Source organism: Paenibacillus sp. JCM 18996 (genome assembly GCF_055392555.1).
Window position 1 is genome coordinate 3,147,501 of record NZ_AP043884.1, and the last position, 18,436, is coordinate 3,165,936.

15 protein-coding genes and 2 rRNA genes (1 of these 17 running past the window's edge) are annotated in these 18,436 nt (G+C 51.5%); 16 read left to right on the top strand and 1 reads right to left on the bottom strand.

What is annotated here, in order from left to right; translation table 11 throughout:
* The 9 genes from ACZ5N7_RS15420 to pssA form a co-directional block, all read left to right on the top strand.
* Nucleotides 1–2,495: ribosomal RNA gene (locus tag ACZ5N7_RS15420) — 23S ribosomal RNA — on the top strand (it extends 431 nt beyond the left edge of the window).
* A gap of 134 nt (nt 2,496–2,629) precedes the next feature.
* A 5S ribosomal RNA gene (gene rrf, locus ACZ5N7_RS15425) occupies nt 2,630–2,746 on the top strand.
* 196 nt (nt 2,747–2,942) lie between these two features.
* The gene (locus ACZ5N7_RS15430) at nt 2,943–3,404 is read left to right on the top strand and encodes a CtsR family transcriptional regulator (RefSeq protein ID WP_464655404.1); all 462 of its coding nucleotides are present in this window, start codon (nt 2,943–2,945) and stop codon (nt 3,402–3,404) included.
* A gap of 33 nt (nt 3,405–3,437) precedes the next feature.
* The gene (locus ACZ5N7_RS15435; RefSeq protein WP_464655405.1) at nt 3,438–3,956 is read left to right on the top strand and encodes a UvrB/UvrC motif-containing protein; all 519 of its coding nucleotides are present in this window, start codon (nt 3,438–3,440) and stop codon (nt 3,954–3,956) included.
* A gap of 41 nt (nt 3,957–3,997) precedes the next feature.
* The gene (locus tag ACZ5N7_RS15440) at nt 3,998–5,053 is read left to right on the top strand and encodes a protein arginine kinase (protein ID WP_464659305.1); all 1,056 of its coding nucleotides are present in this window, start codon (nt 3,998–4,000) and stop codon (nt 5,051–5,053) included.
* An 80-nt stretch (nt 5,054–5,133) separates the two neighbouring features.
* Nucleotides 5,134–7,575, top strand: a complete 2,442-nt coding sequence (clpC, locus tag ACZ5N7_RS15445; RefSeq protein WP_464655406.1) for an ATP-dependent protease ATP-binding subunit ClpC — start codon at nt 5,134–5,136, stop codon at nt 7,573–7,575.
* Nucleotides 7,576–7,805: 230 nt separating this feature from the next.
* Nucleotides 7,806–9,173, top strand: coding sequence for a DNA repair protein RadA (gene radA, locus ACZ5N7_RS15450; RefSeq protein WP_464655408.1), 1,368 nt, complete (start codon nt 7,806–7,808; stop codon nt 9,171–9,173).
* A gap of 15 nt (nt 9,174–9,188) precedes the next feature.
* Nucleotides 9,189–10,271, top strand: coding sequence for a DNA integrity scanning diadenylate cyclase DisA (disA, locus tag ACZ5N7_RS15455; protein WP_464655410.1), 1,083 nt, complete (start codon nt 9,189–9,191; stop codon nt 10,269–10,271).
* Nucleotides 10,272–10,351: 80 nt separating this feature from the next.
* Complete coding sequence (pssA, locus tag ACZ5N7_RS15460) at nt 10,352–11,026, top strand: CDP-diacylglycerol--serine O-phosphatidyltransferase (RefSeq protein WP_464655412.1); 675 nt, start codon at nt 10,352–10,354, stop codon at nt 11,024–11,026.
* Between the two features lie 64 nt (nt 11,027–11,090).
* On the opposite strand, the gene ACZ5N7_RS15465 is transcribed toward pssA, so the two are convergent.
* Entirely contained in the window at nt 11,091–11,486 is a 396-nt protein-coding gene (locus tag ACZ5N7_RS15465) for a nucleoside triphosphate pyrophosphohydrolase family protein (protein WP_464655414.1), read from the bottom strand.
* A gap of 192 nt (nt 11,487–11,678) precedes the next feature.
* On the opposite strand from ACZ5N7_RS15465, the gene ACZ5N7_RS15470 reads away from it, so the two are divergent.
* The 7 genes from ACZ5N7_RS15470 to ACZ5N7_RS15500 all read left to right on the top strand — a co-directional run bounded on the left by ACZ5N7_RS15470 (nt 11,679) and on the right by ACZ5N7_RS15500 (nt 18,432).
* Nucleotides 11,679–12,764: a PIN/TRAM domain-containing protein gene (locus tag ACZ5N7_RS15470; protein ID WP_464655415.1), complete on the top strand. Its 1,086-nt coding sequence runs from the start codon at nt 11,679–11,681 to the stop codon at nt 12,762–12,764.
* A 124-nt stretch (nt 12,765–12,888) separates the two neighbouring features.
* Nucleotides 12,889–13,593, top strand: coding sequence for a 2-C-methyl-D-erythritol 4-phosphate cytidylyltransferase (gene ispD, locus ACZ5N7_RS15475; RefSeq protein ID WP_464655417.1), 705 nt, complete (start codon nt 12,889–12,891; stop codon nt 13,591–13,593).
* Nucleotides 13,590–14,075, top strand: coding sequence for a 2-C-methyl-D-erythritol 2,4-cyclodiphosphate synthase (gene ispF, locus ACZ5N7_RS15480; protein WP_464655419.1), 486 nt, complete (start codon nt 13,590–13,592; stop codon nt 14,073–14,075). Before ispD ends, ispF begins: the two co-directional genes overlap by 4 nt.
* 33 nt (nt 14,076–14,108) lie before the next feature.
* Nucleotides 14,109–15,575: a glutamate--tRNA ligase gene (gene gltX, locus ACZ5N7_RS15485; protein ID WP_464655420.1), complete on the top strand. Its 1,467-nt coding sequence runs from the start codon at nt 14,109–14,111 to the stop codon at nt 15,573–15,575.
* Between the two features lie 394 nt (nt 15,576–15,969).
* Nucleotides 15,970–16,629: a serine O-acetyltransferase gene (gene cysE, locus ACZ5N7_RS15490; RefSeq protein ID WP_464659306.1), complete on the top strand. Its 660-nt coding sequence runs from the start codon at nt 15,970–15,972 to the stop codon at nt 16,627–16,629.
* A complete protein-coding gene (cysS, locus tag ACZ5N7_RS15495; RefSeq protein WP_464655422.1) occupies nt 16,610–18,004 on the top strand; it encodes a cysteine--tRNA ligase in 1,395 nt (464 codons plus the stop codon). Before cysE ends, cysS begins: the two co-directional genes overlap by 20 nt.
* On the top strand, nt 18,001–18,432 hold the full coding sequence (locus ACZ5N7_RS15500) for a Mini-ribonuclease 3 (protein ID WP_464655423.1): 432 nt from the start codon (nt 18,001–18,003) through the stop codon (nt 18,430–18,432). The genes cysS and ACZ5N7_RS15500 overlap by 4 nt, the downstream gene beginning before the upstream one ends.
* The last annotated feature ends 4 nt before the right edge of the window (nt 18,433–18,436 follow it).

Sequence of the window (18,436 nt, forward strand, 5' to 3'; positions counted from 1 at the left end):
ACGTGAAACCCCGCGGGAATCCGGCAGGACCATCTGCCAAGGCTAAATACTCCCTAGCGACCGATAGTGAAGCAGTACCGTGAGGGAAAGGTGAAAAGCACCCCGGGAGGGGAGTGAAAGAGAACCTGAAACCGTGCGCTTACAAGAAGTCAGAGCCCGATCTAGGGGTGATGGCGTGCCTTTTGTAGAATGAACCGGCGAGTTACGTTCCCGTGCGAGGTTAAGGTGAAGAGCCGGAGCCGCAGCGAAAGCGAGTCTGAACAGGGCGAATGAGTACGTGGACGTAGACCCGAAACCGTGTGATCTACCCCTGTCCAGGGTGAAGGTGAGGTAACACTCACTGGAGGCCCGAACCCACGAATGTTGAAAAATTCGGGGATGAGGTGGGGGTAGCGGAGAAATTCCAATCGAACTCGGAGATAGCTGGTTCTCCCCGAAATAGCTTTAGGGCTAGCCTCAGGAAGAAAGAGTAGTGGAGGTAAAGCACTGATTGGGTGCGGGGCCCGCCAAGGGTTACCAAGTCCAGTCAAACTCTGAATGCCACATACTTGTACCTGGGAGTCAGACAGTGAGTGCTAAGATCCATTGTCAAGAGGGAAACAGCCCAGACCATCAGCTAAGGTCCCTAAGTAGGTGTTAAGTGGGAAAGGATGTGGAGTTGCACAGACAACCAGGATGTTGGCTTAGAAGCAGCCACCATTGAAAGAGTGCGTAATAGCTCACTGGTCGAGTGACTCTGCGCCGAAAATGTAACGGGGCTAAACACACCACCGAAGCTATGGATTGACGAAAGTCAGTGGTAGGGGAGCGTTGTGTACCGGAGCGAAGGTAGACCGGAAGGACTGCTGGACTGTACACAAGTGAGAATGCCGGTATGAGTAACGAAAAGACAAGTGAGAATCTTGTCCGCCGAAAGCCTAAGGGTTCCTGAGGAAGGTTCGTCCGCTCAGGGTTAGTCGGGACCTAAGGCGAGGCCGAAAGGCGTAGTCGAAGGACAACAGGTGGAAATTCCTGTACCACCGTAAGCCGTTATGAGTAATGGGGTGACGCAGAAGGGTAGTCGTGCGAGCGGATGGATGCTCGTCCAAGCAGTGAGGCTGATGTGCAGGCAAATCCGCGCATCGTAAGGCTGGGCTGTGATGGGGAGGGAAATGTAAGTACCGAAGGCGATGATCTCATGCTGCCAAGAAAAGCCTCTAGCCAGGTGAAGGTGCCCGTACCGCAAACCGACACAGGTAGGCGAGAAGAGAATTCTAAGGCGCGCGGAAGAACTCTCGTTAAGGAACTCGGCAAAATGACCCCGTAACTTCGGGAGAAGGGGTGCCCCGGTAAGGTGAATAGCCTGAGGGGGCCGCAGTGAAAAGGCCCAAGCGACTGTTTAGCAAAAACACAGGTCTGTGCGAAGCCGCAAGGCGAAGTATACGGGCTGACGCCTGCCCGGTGCTGGAAGGTTAAGGGGAGTGGTTAGGTGCAAACCGAAGCTGTGAACCGAAGCCCCAGTAAACGGCGGCCGTAACTATAACGGTCCTAAGGTAGCGAAATTCCTTGTCAGGTAAATTCTGACCCGCACGAATGGCGTAACGACTTGGGCGCTGTCTCAACGAGAGATCCGGTGAAATTTTAATACCTGTGAAGATGCAGGTTACCCGCGACAAGACGGAAAGACCCCATGGAGCTTTACTGCAGCTTGATATTGAATTTGGGTACGATCTGTACAGGATAGGTGGGAGCCTAAGAAGCATGAGCGCCAGCTTGTGCGGAGGCGACGTTGGGATACCACCCTGATCGTATCTAGGTTCTAACCTGGGTCCGTGATCCGGATCGGGAACAGTGTCAGGCGGGCAGTTTGACTGGGGCGGTCGCCTCCTAAAGAGTAACGGAGGCGCCCAAAGGTTCCCTCAGAATGGTTGGAAATCATTCGAAGAGTGCAAAGGCAGAAGGGAGCTTGACTGCGAGACAAACAGGTCGAGCAGGGACGAAAGTCGGGCTTAGTGATCCGGTGGTACCGAATGGAAGGGCCATCGCTCAACGGATAAAAGCTACCCTGGGGATAACAGGCTTATCTCCCCCAAGAGTCCACATCGACGGGGAGGTTTGGCACCTCGATGTCGGCTCATCGCATCCTGGGGCTGAAGTAGGTCCCAAGGGTTGGGCTGTTCGCCCATTAAAGCGGTACGCGAGCTGGGTTCAGAACGTCGTGAGACAGTTCGGTCCCTATCTGTCGCGGGCGCAGGAAATTTGAGAGGAGCTGTCCTTAGTACGAGAGGACCGGGATGGACGTACCGCTGGTGTACCAGTTGTTCCGCCAGGAGCACCGCTGGGTAGCCAAGTACGGAAGGGATAAGCGCTGAAAGCATCTAAGCGTGAAGCCCCCCTCAAGATGAGATTTCCCAATTCAGTAAGACCCCTTGTAGACGACGAGGTAGATAGGTTCGGGGTGGAAGTGCAGCAATGCATGCAGCTGACGAATACTAATCGGTCGAGGGCTTAACCATAATACCCAAGAAAGTGAAGAGGAAGCTGACGAAGCGGAATCCGAATACTTTCTCGGGGCCTGAAAGAACAAACAAGCCTACGTTGAATTCGCTGCTAGTTTTCAGGGAATAAACACCCTGAATGAAATAAAACGTTTGGTGATCATGGCGAAGGGGAACCACGCGTACCCATACCGAACACGGCCGTTAAGCCCTTCAGCGCCGATGGTACTTGGACCGCAGGGTCCCGGGAGAGTAGGACATTGCCAAGCAACATGTAAGAAGAGTCCGCAGATGCGGGCTCTTTTTTTGCTTTTCTTTGTATGATTGCTTATAATTCAAGCTAAACTAAGAAAAGAAATTTTCTTGAAATTCAGGCCTCTTGCAATATTTAAAATTTGTTATATAATATTGATTAAGGTCAAAGAAAGTCAAAGTCAATACAGTTCTGATACTGGAGGATTGGGTATGCGCAATGTATCAGAAAATATAGAACAGTATCTGAAACACATCTTAGAACAAAGCCCTGAAGGTATGGTTGAGATCCAACGCAATGAGCTTGCGGACGAGTTTCAGTGCGTGCCTTCACAGATTAACTACGTAATAAGCACCAGGTTTACTCTGGAAAAAGGGTATATCGTTGAAAGCAAGCGGGGCGGCGGCGGTTTTATCAGAATACAAAAAGTGAAGTTGACGTCTCACGGAGAGATTCTTGACCACATCTTTCGCACGGTGGGAAACCAGATCGACCAAGCTGCGTCGGAAGGCCTGATTTATCAGTTAAAAGAGAGAAACCATGTTTCCCTCCGGGAGGCCAACCTGATCAACGCCGCCTTGTCCAGAGATGTGCTTAACCTGAAACTTCCGCTGAGGGATGAAGTCAGAGCCCGGATACTAAAGGCCATGCTCATATCATTGCTCACCAAATGACCAAACTGTTATGTTTGAAGGAGGTAATCATCCATGACATGCCAAGAATGCGGAAAAAGGCCGGCCACGCTTCATTTTACCAAGATCGTCAACGGGGACAAAACCGAGTTTCACATCTGTGAGGCTTGCGCCCGGGAAAAGGGTGAGTTCATTCCGGGCACTCCGAGCGGTTTCTCCATTCATAATTTATTGTCCGGATTATTGGATTTTGAGCCATCCACAGCCAGCACAGTTACAGCCAAGCCCCAAAATATGCGATGCGAGAACTGCGGTTTAACGTATTCACAATTCGGTAAAATCGGCCGTTTCGGTTGCAGCAACTGTTATAAACAATTTTCGGGAAGGCTGGATCCGCTGTTCAAAAGAGTACACGGCAACACGACCCACATAGGGAAGGTGCCTAAACGAACCGGCGGTTTAATCAAGCATAAAAGGGAAATTGAGAATTTGAAGAAAGACCTTTCCCTTCTTATCGAAAGGGAGGAGTTTGAACAGGCGGCTGAGATCCGGGACAAGATCAAAGAATTGGAGAAGAAGGTTTCCGATTCTTAATGGATGGATTGAATCCCATATGGGGGGTAATGCCTATGTCAATGGAACATTTCACAGACAAAGCTTTAAGCGAATGGATGAAAGGCCAGGGCCCGTATTCAGAAATTGTTATCTCTTCCAGAGTCCGAATAGCGCGAAACTTGAGAAGCTATCCTTTCCCGATGTTGGCGGATCAAGTGCAGTCGGCGGAAGTGCTGGACAAGGCGGCAGATGTTTTGGACAATGAAGAGCTGACCACAATTAGCGATTTCACGCTCATCCCGCTGAACAAGCTGACCGAGCTTGACAAAAAGGTTTTAGTCGAGAAGCATCTGATCAGCCCTAACCTGGCCAGTGAATCACGCAATGGCGCAGTCATTTTGAGCGATAATGAATCCATATCCATCATGGTGAATGAAGAAGACCACCTTCGCATTCAATGCTTATATCCCGGTTTTCAGATTAAAGAAGCCTGGGATTTAGCCAATCAGATCGACGATATCTTCGAGGCCCAATTGGATTACGCATATGACGAGAAACACGGCTATTTGACAAGCTGCCCCACAAATGTTGGCACGGGAATCCGGGCTTCAGTCATGATGCATCTACCGGCGCTGGTCCTCACCCAACAAATTAACCGTATTTTGTCCGCTATTACTCAGGTGGGACTCGCGGTGAGGGGATTATATGGCGAGGGTAGCGAGGCGCTGGGGAATCTTTTTCAAATTTCGAATCAAATTACACTGGGGCAGTCGGAAGAAGAGATTATAGACAATTTATACAGCGTCGCCAAACAGATCATCGAGCATGAGAAGGCCGCAAGGCAGAAGCTGCTGAACGAGACCCGCCACCGCATCGTCGACCGGGTCAGCCGGTCCTACGGGATCCTCTCGCATGCGGCCATCATCGATTCCAAGGAAGCGGCGCAGAAGCTGTCCGACGTCCGGCTTGGTATTGATTTGAACATAATAAACAACGTTTCCGCTACAGCGCTCAACGAACTGTTGGTCATGACCCAGCCGGGCTTCCTGCAAAAGATCACCGGAGAGAAGCTTTCCCCTGAAGAAAGGGACATTCGGCGGGCCGACCTGATCCGTTCGCGGATTAAGCAAAGTTAATTAAATCGTTTTCCGTACCCGTTAATAGGGTAACATTCTTATTGTAAACATCGATATAATAAACCATGGAGGTGCTATACATGATGTTTGGCAGATTTACGGAACGCGCACAGAAGGTGCTGTCTTTAGCCCAGGAAGAAGCCGTTCGTCTGGGTCACAATAATATAGGTACCGAGCATATTTTGCTGGGGTTGATCCGTGAAGGCGAAGGCATCGCAGCCAAAGCGTTAATCGCGCTCGGACTCGGGCTCGAGAAGATTCAAGACGAGGTCGAATCCTTAATCGGCCGCGGCCAAGAGCAGCCTTCCAACATCGCTTACACCCCCAGAGCCAAGAAAGTAATTGAGCTTTCGATGGATGAAGCCCGTAAACTGGGCCACACCTATGTGGGAACCGAGCATATTCTGCTGGGATTGATTCGCGAGGGTGAAGGGGTAGCCGCACGCGTGCTGAACAATCTTGGAGTTTCGCTAAACAAAGCCCGCCAGCAGGTGCTTCAGCTGCTTGGAAGCAGCGAAGTGGTTTCCACTAACCACGGACACAATCCTAATGTGAATACTCCTACACTGGACAGCTTGGCCAGGGATCTGACGTCTATCGCAAAAGAGGGCAACCTGGATCCGGTCATCGGAAGAAGCAAAGAAATCGAACGCGTAATTCAGGTGTTGAGCCGCAGGACCAAGAACAACCCGGTTCTGATCGGAGAGCCCGGAGTAGGTAAAACCGCAATCGCCGAAGGCCTGGCCCAAAAAATTATAAACAACGAAATTCCGGAAACTCTGCGCGATAAACGCGTTATGACTTTAGATATGGGTTCCGTCGTTGCGGGGACCAAATACCGCGGTGAATTTGAAGACCGCTTGAAGAAAATCATGGACGAAATCCGCCAGGCAGGAAATATTATTCTGTTCATCGATGAGCTGCATACCCTGATCGGCGCCGGAGGCGCGGAAGGCGCGATAGATGCTTCCAATATCCTGAAGCCGGCGCTGGCCCGGGGAGAGCTGCAATGCATCGGGGCAACGACACTAGATGAGTATCGTAAATATATTGAGAAAGACGCCGCTTTGGAGCGCCGCTTTCAACCGATTACGGTGGATCAGCCGTCTCCTGAAGAAGCGATTCAGATTCTGCACGGTCTGAGAGACCGTTATGAAGCGCATCACAGAGTGAAAATCACCGATGAAGCGATTGAACAAGCGGTGAAATTGTCCGATCGCTATATCACGGACCGCTTCCTGCCTGATAAAGCGATCGACCTGATTGACGAGGCGGGCTCGAGAGTACGCTTGAAGTCTTACACTGTACCGCCTAGCCTGAAGCACCTGGAAAGCAAGCTGGAAGACGTCCGCAAGGAAAAAGATTCCGCAGTGCAGAGCCAGGAATTCGAGAAGGCTGCCGCTCTTCGCGATACAGAGCAAAAGCTTCGCGAAGAATTGGATTCCACCCGCAACGATTGGAAAGAGAAGCAGGGACGCGTGGATTCCGAAGTCACTCCGGAAGATATTGCCCAGGTCGTGGCAAGCTGGACCGGCATTCCTGTCGTCAAGCTGGCTGAAGAAGAAACCGATCGCCTGCTGAAAATGGAGGCCATCCTGCATCAGCGTGTCATCGGACAGGACGAAGCGGTGAAAGCCGTCAGCCGTGCGATCCGCCGCGCCAGAGCCGGATTGAAGGATCCGAAGCGCCCGATGGGTTCCTTCATCTTCCTCGGACCAACCGGGGTAGGTAAAACCGAGCTGGCAAGAGCGCTGGCAGAATCCCTGTTTGGCGATGAGAACGCGGTGATCCGCATCGATATGTCGGAGTACATGGAGAAACATTCCACCTCCAGATTGGTCGGAGCGCCTCCGGGGTATGTCGGTTACGAGGAAGGCGGACAACTGACTGAGAAAGTACGCCGCAAACCGTACTCGGTTGTCCTGCTGGACGAAATCGAGAAAGCCCATCCGGAAGTGTTCAACATTCTGCTGCAGGTGCTTGAAGACGGACGTCTGACAGACTCCAAAGGCAGAACTGTAGATTTCCGCAATACGTTGATCATTATGACTTCCAACGTCGGAGCCGAGCTGATCAAGAAGAACAGTACTCTTGGCTTCACCGCCTCCATCGATGCCGGCCGCGATTACGATAATATGAAAGATAAAGTGATGGGCGAGCTGAAGAAGAGCTTCCGTCCTGAATTCTTGAATCGTATCGACGAAATAATCGTGTTCCACTCCCTGGAGGAGAAGCATATTGCCGAGATCGTTACCTTGATGGCCGACGATCTTCGCAAACGGCTGAGAGAGCAGGAGGTTGAGTTCTCTCTCACCGACGCAGCCAAAGCTTTCCTGGCGAAAGAAGGATTTGACCCCGCGTTCGGTGCCCGTCCGCTCCGCCGCGCGATTCAGAAGCATATTGAAGACCGTCTGTCCGAAGAGCTGCTCAAAGGCAATATCTCCAAAGGAGACCAGCTGGTCATCGACGAGAAAGACGGAGATCTGGTAGTGCTGCGTAATGAAGAAGTGACAAGCAAGTAATAAAGTATGCATAATCACCTTCCCGGCACCTTGAGGAGAAGTCGACACTTCTTCCTCAAGGTGCTTTTTCTTGTACTTGTCCGGGGCCCAAAAAAGTGACGCGTTAAGCTGCGAAGGCTTTGCCCGCATTCGGGGTTATTTTGTTGCAGGGGTTTTCACGAACAGGACAAAATGTTAATATTTGAGTAGGTGAACCGGACGGCGGGAAGATTAGATTAGGAGCAGAACGAATGGCCAAAACTAAAACCAGATTTTATTGCACGGAATGCGGCTGCGAATCGCCCAAATGGCTGGGCAAATGCCCAGGCTGCGCCTCCTGGAACAGTATGGTGGAGGAAACCGAAACCGTTATCAAGACGCAGGGGATGAATTCTTCCTTGTCCAGGGCGAAAGAAAAAGCCAAATCCATCATAAACATAGAAAGCAGCCCCGAACCGAGGGTCGTCACCGAGAATGCAGAATTAAACCGGGTGCTGGGCGGCGGTATCGTACCGGGATCCCTCATTCTTGTGGGCGGCGATCCCGGCATCGGAAAATCCACATTGCTGCTGCAAACCTCTCATGCTCTAACGCGCAAAGGCTTGAAGGTTCTGTATATTTCCGGCGAGGAGTCCGTGAAGCAAACAAAGCTTAGGGCGGAGCGGCTCAATGCACTTTCGGACCTGCTGTATGTTTTATGCGAAACCAACCTTGAGCATATTGAAGAATCGATAGAAGACGTGCAGCCGGATTTTATTGTTATAGATTCCATCCAGACCGTTTATCATCCGGCCATTGCCTCCGCTCCCGGAAGCGTATCGCAGGTAAGGGAATGCACGGGTCATTTTATGCGTATCGCCAAAATAAAAGGGATCGCCACAGTGCTAGTAGGCCACGTAACCAAAGAAGGAGCGATTGCGGGCCCGCGGCTGCTGGAGCATATGGTAGACTGCGTGCTTTATTTTGAAGGCGAACGGCATCATACTTACCGGTTGTTAAGAGCGGTAAAGAACCGCTTCGGTTCTACTAATGAGATCGGCATCTTTGAAATGCGCGAATCCGGTTTGCACGAGGTGGGCAATCCTTCCGAGCTGTTTCTGCAGGAGAGGCCTCTGGGTGTCGCCGGCTCAACGGTAATCGCAAGCATTGAAGGCACCCGCCCTGTGCTGGTGGAGCTGCAGGCGCTCGTGTCGACGACGAATTTTCCAAGCCCGCGCAGAATGGCAACGGGTGTTGACCAGAACCGTTTGGCTCTCATTATCGCAGTGCTCGAGAAGAGGGTCGGACTTTTTTTGCAGAATCAGGACGCTTATTTGAATGCCGCAGGAGGAGTCAAGCTGGACGAACCTGCGGTCGATTTGGCCATTGCCATCAGCATCGCTTCAAGCTTCAGGGATCAGCCCACCCGCCCTTATGACGTCGTCTTCGGGGAAGTCGGACTGACCGGCGAAGTGCGCGGCGTTTCGAGAATTGAGCAAAGGGTCACGGAGGCTTTGAAGCTGGGATTTAAACGAGTCATAGTACCGGAAAAAAATATAAAAGGGTGGACAAAGCCGAAGGGAATCGAAATCATTGGCGTAAACACAGTATCCGAGGCGTTACAGCAAGCGCTAGGTTAAGAAGGAGAGACATAAATGACGATAAAAGAGGAAGCCAAAAGGGACGTGATGACCCAACTGCTGCAGCTGGTGGCGCCGGGAACTCCTTTTCGCGACGGGCTGGAGAATGTCCTGCGGGCCAAGACCGGGGCTCTTCTGGTCGTAGGCTACGGTCCGGAAGTCCAGGGGATTGTCGACGGCGGATTCTCCATCCATTGCGATTTTTCGCCCAATTATTTATATGAGCTGGCCAAGATGGACGGGGCCATTATTTTAAGCGAGGATCTTAAAAAGATTCTTTATGCGAATACCCAGCTGATTCCCGATTCCTCTATCTCCTCTATCGAGACGGGAATACGCCACAGAACGGCGGAGAGGGTGGCCAAGCAGACGAACCGGCTGGTGGTCTCCATTTCGCAAAGAAGAAACATCATCACTTTATACCAAGGGAATTTAAGATATACGCTCAAAGACATCGGCGTTATTCTGACGAAAGCCAACCAGGCCATGCAGACTCTGGAAAAATATAAAGCCGTGCTTGACCAGGATATGACGAATTTGGGGGCCTCCGAATTTGAAGAGCAGGTGACTCTCCACGATGTGGTTAACGTTCTGCACAGAATCATTATGGTGCTCAAAATCAAGGCGGAAATCAAGAGATATATCACCGAGCTCGGAACGGAAGGGCGCTTGATCAGCATGCAGCTGGAAGAGCTGGTCGCAAACACCGAGCATGAAGCTTATCTCGTAATCAAAGATTACGGCCGGGACATTCAAGACGATAAAATGAAAGAGATCTTGACTCTCATCAAGCGGGCTACTTCCGATGAGCTGCTTGAACAGAATCAGATTATCCGGATGCTGGGATTTCCCCTCAGCAATAGCATCCTGGAAGAGCCTGTCTCTCCCCGCGGGTACCGTGTGCTTCATAAGATTCCGCGCCTGCCCACCGTCATTATCAACAATCTGGTCGAGAACCTCGAGTACCTTCCGCATATCATGATGGCTACAATCGAAGAGCTGGATGAAGTGGACGGTATCGGGGAAGTGCGCGCGCGCACGATCAAGGAAGGGTTAAAGCGGATCCAGGAGCAAGTATTCATTGACAGGCATATCTAATTCCCATACAATCAGAGCGTGGAATTTAGCGGACTGACTCGCGCTTCCGCACGGTAAAGTAAAAGTAAAAGGTGGAAACGATGCTAACCAAATCTCTTCCGAGTCTGTTTACGATTGCCAATTTATTCTTAGGAATACTGGCCATTATATTTGTTTTTAACGAAAGTCCCGAATTTGCCGCCATTATGGTGATTATCGCGATGTTGACGGACGGGCTGGACGGACGCGTAGCCAGAGCACTGAACGTTGCCAGCGAATTCGGCAAAGAACTCGATTCCCTGTCGGACGTGATTTCATTTGGCGTGGCACCGGCTTTTATTATGTATGTGGTTGCGTTTAAAGATATCAATCCGACGGTGGCCTGGATCGTAACCGCCATCTTTCCCATCTGCGGCGCCCTCCGTCTCGCCCGGTTCAACGTAATCGAGGGGATCCCGGGTTATTTTGTGGGACTGCCTATTCCCGCGGCCGGAGGAGTTCTTGCCACTTTAGCTTTATTCCACTCGGATATCAATAAATACATTCTTGTGTTCAGTACATTGCTCTTGTCCTATCTCATGGTTTCCACCATCAAATACCCGAGCTTCAAGAAAATGGCGATTCCTAAAGCGGCGGTTTGGATCACGGGCCTGCTGGCCATTTTCGCCACTATCCTCGCCGTTATTTTTCCGGGAACCGCCTCCAAGCTCATCTTTGTACCTCTTGTCATTTACGCGTTATACGGCCTGTTCCAGCAAAGACGCAAGAAAAGATAACGATCCGGAAAATAAAAAGCATTTATTTTCTCCTTCGGGAAAAAATAAATGCTTTTTTTGCGGTCTAAGATAACTTGAATAATCCAAGGGTAGAGCATTTCTCGGATTCTTTGTCCACGACCTGCTCCAGATCCAAATTGAGCAGGTTGCCCAAGGCGGACATGTAGAACAGATGGCTGCCCAATTCCTGGGTCACGATTTCCCTGCACTGCTCGCACAAAGCGCCGCTGACATGTGAATCCAAGGTGTCTTTGGCTTCTTCCAACGTCATGGAACGGGTATATCTCTGTTTGCCGGCATTCAGCTGGATGCATCCGCATTCGGTGATCGATTTTACTACAGAACGGTTAACGGTGGCGTTTGTTTGTTGTAATTTGGATAGAACGTCCAGAAGACTGCGGTGACGGAGTAACAGTTCGGAAACTTGCTCCTGAAATTGCTTCAAGGTTAAGGAGTTCAATTACAAACACCTCGTTATGTGGAATTTATTTCATTATATAGGAATCTCCAGCAAACATCAATTTCCATCAGATGGAATTTTACGCGCGCAGGTTTTTTCTAAAATTGGCTGTGTCCAGGGTTAGCCCTCCACATTTTAGACCATAATTGTAAGGAAGCAGCTTTTTATATGTCTTTGGAGGTGTATGGCGGAATGAGAAAATGGCTTCAGGTGCTTTTTGCATTCATGGGAGCAGCGTTGTTTTATCAATGGAATGATTATGTTGGAAGCCCCTTTTTTCAATTCATAGAGTCTGTGTTGGGATTAGGGCAAGTGCCGGGCCAAGTTTACTGGATGATGGCTGTAGGAGCCGTTCTGTTTTTTGTTGTGTCGGCTTGGGCGCTTTCTGCGGCAGTCAAATGGGTCCATAAAGGAGAGCAGTCTGTAGTGGACGTTCCCGTGTCGGATCTGTTGTCCGGTCTTCTGGGAGCTTTGCTGGGAATGGCCGCTTCTGCTTTGTTGGCCGCCTCTTTGGGCAAAGGCTCAGGTTCGTGGTCTTTTATCCCTGTTATGCTTACGTCATTTATGGGATACGCCGGCTTTCGGTTGGGATACTCCAAGAAAGACGAGCTCAGCAAGATCTTCATGACAGGAGCCTCTGGCAAACGGGCAGCGGAATCGTCCACTTTCGAAGAACACAAAATTTTGGATACGAGCGTTATCATTGACGGCAGGATCGCCGATATTTGCAAAACCGGATTTATCGAAGGCACGCTGGTCATCCCGGAGTTCGTATTAGAGGAGCTGCAGCATATTGCCGATTCGTCCGATTTGTTAAAAAGAAACCGCGGGCGCCGGGGCCTCGACATCCTGAACAAAATCCAGAAGGAGCTGGAGGTCCGGGTGCTCATCTATGAAGGGGATTTCGAAGAGATATCGGAAGTGGACTCCAAACTTGTGAAGCTGGCCAAAGTGCTGCAGGGGAAGGTCATTACCAATGATTTTAACCTGAATAAAGTGTGTGAGCTGCAGGGCGTATCGGTGCTGAACATCAATGACCTGGCGAACGCGGTAAAGCCTGTGGTGCTGCCTGGTGAAGAAATTATCGTGCATGTGATTAAAGACGGCAAGGAGCACGGGCAGGGCGTCGCTTACCTGGATGACGGAACGATGATTGTCGTCGAGGGCGGGCGCGATTTTATCGGCATGACGCTTGAGGTTATGGTTACCAGTGTGCTGCAGACTTCTGCGGGACGGATGATTTTTGCCAAGCCGAAGCTGCTGGAAAAAGCCCAGTGAAACCGGCGGCATTCTCTTTAACGCGCAACGGGCATGGCTGTGGCATGAAAATCGGGCTACCGTTGAAAAAGCCTCCCCGCATGGACTATGATAGATAAAGTAACTTCTTAGTCGGGTGGGATCGGTGTTGAGCGGACTTGGCGTTGTGGTTGTCGCCGCTGGTAAAGGAAAAAGGATGAAGACGGCGGAAAGCAAGCAGTATCTGCATATAGCGGGAAAGCCGATTCTGGTGTATTCTCTGGAGCTTTTTCAGGGCCTCAAGGAAGTGGATTCCATTGTGCTGGTGACCGGGGAGTCCGACGTGGAAAGATGCAGGGATTACATAGAACAGTACGGGCTGTATAAGGTAAAGTCTGTCGTAGCGGGCGGATCGGAGCGCCAGCATTCGGTGTATGAAGGTCTACAGGCGCTTCCGGACAATACGGAGTGGGTGATGGTGCATGACGCTGTCAGGCCGTTTGCCCGCCCCGAGGCGGTGCTGTCCTGCTGGCGGCATGTGCGGGAGAAAGACGCGGCTGTTCTTGCCGTACCCGTGAAAGACACGATCAAAGTAGTAAACGATGCCGGAGCGATCGAATCGACGCCGGATCGGTGCAGCTTGTGGGCGATCCAGACACCACAGGCTTTTCGTCTTTCCCTGCTGATGGAGGCCCATAAGAGAGCTGCGGAAGAACAATTCATCGGAACCGACGATTCCATGCTGGTGGAGAGGATTGGCTATCCGGTTCATGTGGTGGAAAGCGACTATACGAATGTGAAAATAACGACTCCCGACGATTTGCTTATGGCGGAGTGGATTCTGGGACAGAGGAAGGAAGAACAACGATGATTCGAGTAGGACAGGGCTTTGACGTGCATCAGCTGGTGGAAGGAAGACCGTGCATTATAGGAGGCGTGGCGATTCCCTACGAGAAAGGGCTGCTGGGCCACTCCGATGCGGATGTGCTGCTTCACGCTATTTCCGACGCGATCCTGGGCGCTCTGGCGCTGGGCGACATCGGAAAGCATTTTCCCGACACGGACGAGACGTTCAAGGACGCCGACAGCCTGAAGCTGCTGGAGCGGGTGTGGGAGCTGGCCAAGGAGCACGGATACCGGCTCGGCAACGTCGATTCCACGATTATCGCGCAGAAGCCGAAGATGGCGCCTTTTATTCCCCAAATGGCAGCCATTATCGCACGGGCGCTGGAAGCGGAGGAGTCGCAGGTCAATGTGAAAGCGACCACAACGGAGCAGCTCGGATTTGCCGGAAGAGGCGAGGGCATCGCCGCCCAATCGGTTGTTTGTTTGTTGAAAAATGTGCTATCATAACATTCAATTAGCGATGAAAAGAGGTCCATTGGCATGTCCAACGAAATTCGCGTAAGATACGCTCCGAGCCCTACGGGGCATCTGCATATCGGAGGAGCGAGAACGGCATTGTTCGATTATTTGGTCGCGCGTAAGAACAACGGGACATTCGTTATCCGTTTTGAAGATACAGATCAGACGAGACACGTGGAATCCGGCGTGGAGAATCAATTGAACGGACTGAAATGGCTGGGCCTGGATTGGGATGAGAGCGTGGATGCAGGCGGCCCCTACGGCCCTTATCGCCAAATGGAGCGGCTCGCTGAAGGCATGTATCAGCCCTATATAGACCAGCTGCTGAAGCAGGGGAACGCCTACCGCTGCTTCTGCTCCGAAGAGGAGCTGGAGCAGGAGAGGGACGAGCAGGAAGCGCGGGGCGAAATGCCAAAATACTCGGGCAAATGCCGCCATTTGAGCGCCGAACAGATTGAACGTTATGAAGCCGCAGGCCGCAAGCCTTCCATACGCTTTCTTGTGCCTGAAGACCAGGTCATCGCTTTCGACGATAAAGTCCGCGACCATGTCGAATTCGAGACGAACGGGATCGGGGATTTCATCATCGTCCGCCCGGACGGAATTCCTACGTATAACTTTGCGGTCATTCTGGATGATCACCTGATGAAGATTACTCTGGTCATCCGCGGAGAAGAGCATCTGTCCAACACTCCCCGCCAGATCATGATGTATGAAGCGCTAGGGCTGCCTGTTCCCGAATTCGCCCATCTTTCCTTGATCCTGAATCAGGACCGCAAGAAGATGAGCAAGCGGGACGAATCGATTATCCAGTTCATCCAGCAGTATAAAGAATTGGGATATCTACCTGAAGCGGTACTGAACTTTATCGCATTGCTAGGCTGGTCACCGGGCGGGGAAGAGGAAATTTTTACCAAAGAAGAGCTGATCGAGCAGTTTGATTTGAACCGTGTGTCCAAGAGCGGAGCCGTATTCGATATGGATAAGCTGAACTGGATGAACGGACACTATATCAAGAATGCGGAATTGTCCAGGATTGTGGAGCTGTCGCTGCCCCACCTTAAGAGGGCCGGCTTTGTCCCTGAGCAGTTGACTGACAGCGAGATGGAATGGGTGACTACGCTGGTGGGCTTGTATAAGGAGCAGCTGAGATACGCGGCGGAAATTGTCGAGCTGGCCGCCTTGTTTTTCAAGGAGGAGCTTGAATTGGAGGAAGAGGCACAAGCAATCTTGGCGGAGGAGCACATTCCGGTTGTTCTCGCTTCCTTCCTGAAGCAGGTGGAATCGGCGGCTGCATTCACTCCGGACAGTATTAAAGGAATGCTGAAGAACGTACAGACGGAGACCGGCTTTAAAGGCAAACAGCTGTTTATGTCTACTCGCGCGGCTTTGACCGGACAGACACACGGACGTGATTTGAACGTAACCTTGTCCCTGCTGGGCCGAGCTAAAGTGAAATCCCGGTTGAACGCCTTATTGTCAAGATAGATTGTATTGGGTATACTTATTGACAAACACATTAAAGCTGTTCTATAGGATATTGCATTGATCAGGAGAGTACGTTGAAGTGAGGAATTAGCAGAGAGGATAACGGGAGAGAATGCGTCCGGCTGCGAGTTATCCATTTCCCTTTCAAAAGAAATGCGCCTGTGAGCTGCAGGGTTGAGCTTACGAGGGTAGGCCTTGCCGAGTCGTTCCCGTTACGGACGCCAGAGGACTTCCCTGTCATCGACCGGGGGATTCAAGCAGAGTGGAACCGCGACGAGTCGCCTCTGCAGCTTTCGGCTGCAGAGGTTTTTTGCATTTTGCGGTACTTATTTTGCGGTACTGTTCAACGGCTAAAGGAGAATATTTTTGGGGGTGACCAAACGTGTGGAGAACGATGAAATCCGATATTGATGCCATATTCGAGAACGACCCCGCTGCGCGGAGCACCTTTGAGGTGGTCTTTACTTATTCCGGTCTGCACGCCATCTGGCTTCACCGGATCGCCCACTGGATGTTTAAACGGGGATGGTTTACGCTGGCGCGGATCATTTCCCAGTTCGGGCGCTTTATGACCGGCATCGAAATCCACCCGGGAGCCGTTATCGGCAAACGTCTTTTCATTGACCACGGGATGGGTGTCGTCATCGGTGAAACATGTGAAATCGGCGACGATGTCGTCCTGTATCAAGGGGTCACCTTGGGCGGAACCGGGAAGGAATGCGGAAAAAGGCATCCGACGATCGGCAACCGGGTGGTCATTTCTTCAGGTGCAAAGGTCCTTGGATCGTTCACCGTTGGAGACAACGCCCGTATCGGCGCGAACGCGGTGGTGTTGAAGGAAGTTCCGCCGAGCAGTACCGTCGTGGGCGTGCCGGGCAACATTGTCAAAAGAAACGGCGCGCGCGTTGACCGGTTGAACCATGGGGACCTTCCGGATCCTGTTGTCGAGATGTGCCGCCGGCTGCAGCGTCAGATTGACGATTTGAAGCTGGAATTGGAAAACGAACGGCAAAAGAACGGAGGATTGAAAAAGCATGACGCTCAGAATGTATAACTCCATGACCCGAACGGAAGAAGTGTTTCAATCCATAGAACCGGGCAAGGCCAAAATGTACGTGTGCGGTCCTACGGTGTACAACTACATCCATATCGGCAATGCCCGTCCGATGATCTTTTTCGATGTGGTCCGCCGTTATCTGGAATCGATCGGATATGAAGTGAACTATGTAGTGAACTTCACCGACGTTGACGATAAGCTGATCCGCAAAGCCAACGAGGAGCAGTCCACCGTACCGGAGCTGGCGGAGAAGTATATTCAGGCCTACGCGGAGGACGCGGAGGCTCTTGGCGTGCACAGGGCCTCCATTCATCCGCGGGTAACGGAGAATATCCAGGAGATTGTCGCCTTCATAGGCAAGCTGGTGGAGACCGGCTATGCTTATCCCAGCGGCGGTGACGTCTACTACCGTACAAGCGAGTTTGAGGAGTATGGCAAGCTGTCCCATCAGAACCTGGAGGAGCTCCAGCATGGCATCCGCATCCAGGTGGACGAGCGGAAGGAAAGCCCGCAGGATTTTGTGTTATGGAAGGGAGCGAAACCGGGCGAAATCTCTTGGGAGAGCGCTTGGGGAACAGGACGTCCCGGCTGGCACATCGAATGCTCCGCTATGGTCCGCAAATATTTGGGTGATACGATCGACATCCACGGCGGGGGGATGGACCTTCAGTTTCCCCATCATGAATGTGAAATTGCGCAGAGTGAGGCGGTAACGGGCAAGAAAATGGCCAACTACTGGCTGCATAACGCTTTTCTGAATATTAACAACGAGAAAATGTCCAAATCGCTGGGCAATGGCATCACGGTCCGGGAATTGCTGAAAAATGTACGGCCTGAAGTATTCCGCTATTTCATGCTGTCCGCCCACTACCGCAACCCGCTTAATTTCAGCGACGATTCGATGGAACAGGCACGGGGCAGCGTAGAGCGGATCGACAACTGCATCACGAACCTGAACCACAGAGCCAAAACCGCAAGCGGAGGTCCACTGGATCCGGCGGTTGAAGAGGCGGTGTGCGAGGCCAAAAAGCAGTTCAAAGACAAAATGAACGACGATTTCAATACTCCGGACGCGATCACAGTGTGGTTTGATTTAATCTCCGCCGCCAATCAGTATCTAACCAGGGAGATCGTCACTGAGGATTCGGTCAATCTACTGCTTCAACAATTCAAGGAAATGGATCGGGTTTTGGGCATAATACCCCGCAAGGAAGCTCAACTTGACGAACAGGTGGACCAGTTGATAAGGGAGCGGACGGAAGCCCGGCAGGCCAAGAATTGGGCCCGTGCAGACGAGATCCGGGATCAATTGACAGAGATGGGGATTCTGCTTGAGGATACGCCTCAAGGAATACGTTGGCGGAGAAAATGAACGATATTTTTGATTCTCTCACCCTGCTGTTTCCGTTTCCTCCCTCAAAGAGCCCGCATCTGCTGAACCCTCTCGTTCTGGCTTATGTTGGGGACGCTGTATTTGAAGTGTATGTCCGCCAATATGTGGTTTCCCTGCCTAATCATCGCCCTAACCATCTTCATCGGCTGGCAACGCAGTACGTGTCGGCTAAAGCCCAGGCCAAGGCGCTCCAGGCGTGGCTTCCCCTTTTGACCGAAGAGGAACTGGATATGGTGAAAAGAGGGAGGAACGCCAAATCCGGAACCACCGCAAAGAATGCGGACGTCCTGGAATACCGGCACAGCACCGCTTTTGAATGCTTGGTCGGGTATTTATACTTTACCAAGCAGTTCGACAGGCTGCAGACACTGATGAAGATCGCTGTAGAGGCCAAGATCAGCCGTTAGCGGA

Excerpts from the sequence above, each read along its gene's own strand:
- ACZ5N7_RS15430 (WP_464655404.1), top strand. The coding sequence starts at position 2,943 with ATGCGCAATGTATCAGAAAATATAGAACAGTATCTGAAACACATCTTA.
- ACZ5N7_RS15435 (WP_464655405.1), top strand. The coding sequence starts at position 3,438 with ATGACATGCCAAGAATGCGGAAAAAGGCCGGCCACGCTTCATTTTACC.
- ACZ5N7_RS15440 (WP_464659305.1), top strand. The coding sequence starts at position 3,998 with ATGGAACATTTCACAGACAAAGCTTTAAGCGAATGGATGAAAGGCCAG.
- clpC (WP_464655406.1), top strand. The coding sequence starts at position 5,134 with ATGATGTTTGGCAGATTTACGGAACGCGCACAGAAGGTGCTGTCTTTA.
- radA (WP_464655408.1), top strand. The coding sequence starts at position 7,806 with ATGGCCAAAACTAAAACCAGATTTTATTGCACGGAATGCGGCTGCGAA.
- disA (WP_464655410.1), top strand. The coding sequence starts at position 9,189 with ATGACGATAAAAGAGGAAGCCAAAAGGGACGTGATGACCCAACTGCTG.
- pssA (WP_464655412.1), top strand. The coding sequence starts at position 10,352 with ATGCTAACCAAATCTCTTCCGAGTCTGTTTACGATTGCCAATTTATTC.
- ACZ5N7_RS15470 (WP_464655415.1), top strand. The coding sequence starts at position 11,679 with ATGAGAAAATGGCTTCAGGTGCTTTTTGCATTCATGGGAGCAGCGTTG.
- ispF (WP_464655419.1), top strand. The coding sequence starts at position 13,590 with ATGATTCGAGTAGGACAGGGCTTTGACGTGCATCAGCTGGTGGAAGGA.
- gltX (WP_464655420.1), top strand. The coding sequence starts at position 14,109 with ATGTCCAACGAAATTCGCGTAAGATACGCTCCGAGCCCTACGGGGCAT.
- cysE (WP_464659306.1), top strand. The coding sequence starts at position 15,970 with ATGAAATCCGATATTGATGCCATATTCGAGAACGACCCCGCTGCGCGG.
- cysS (WP_464655422.1), top strand. The coding sequence starts at position 16,610 with ATGACGCTCAGAATGTATAACTCCATGACCCGAACGGAAGAAGTGTTT.
- ACZ5N7_RS15500 (WP_464655423.1), top strand. The coding sequence starts at position 18,001 with ATGAACGATATTTTTGATTCTCTCACCCTGCTGTTTCCGTTTCCTCCC.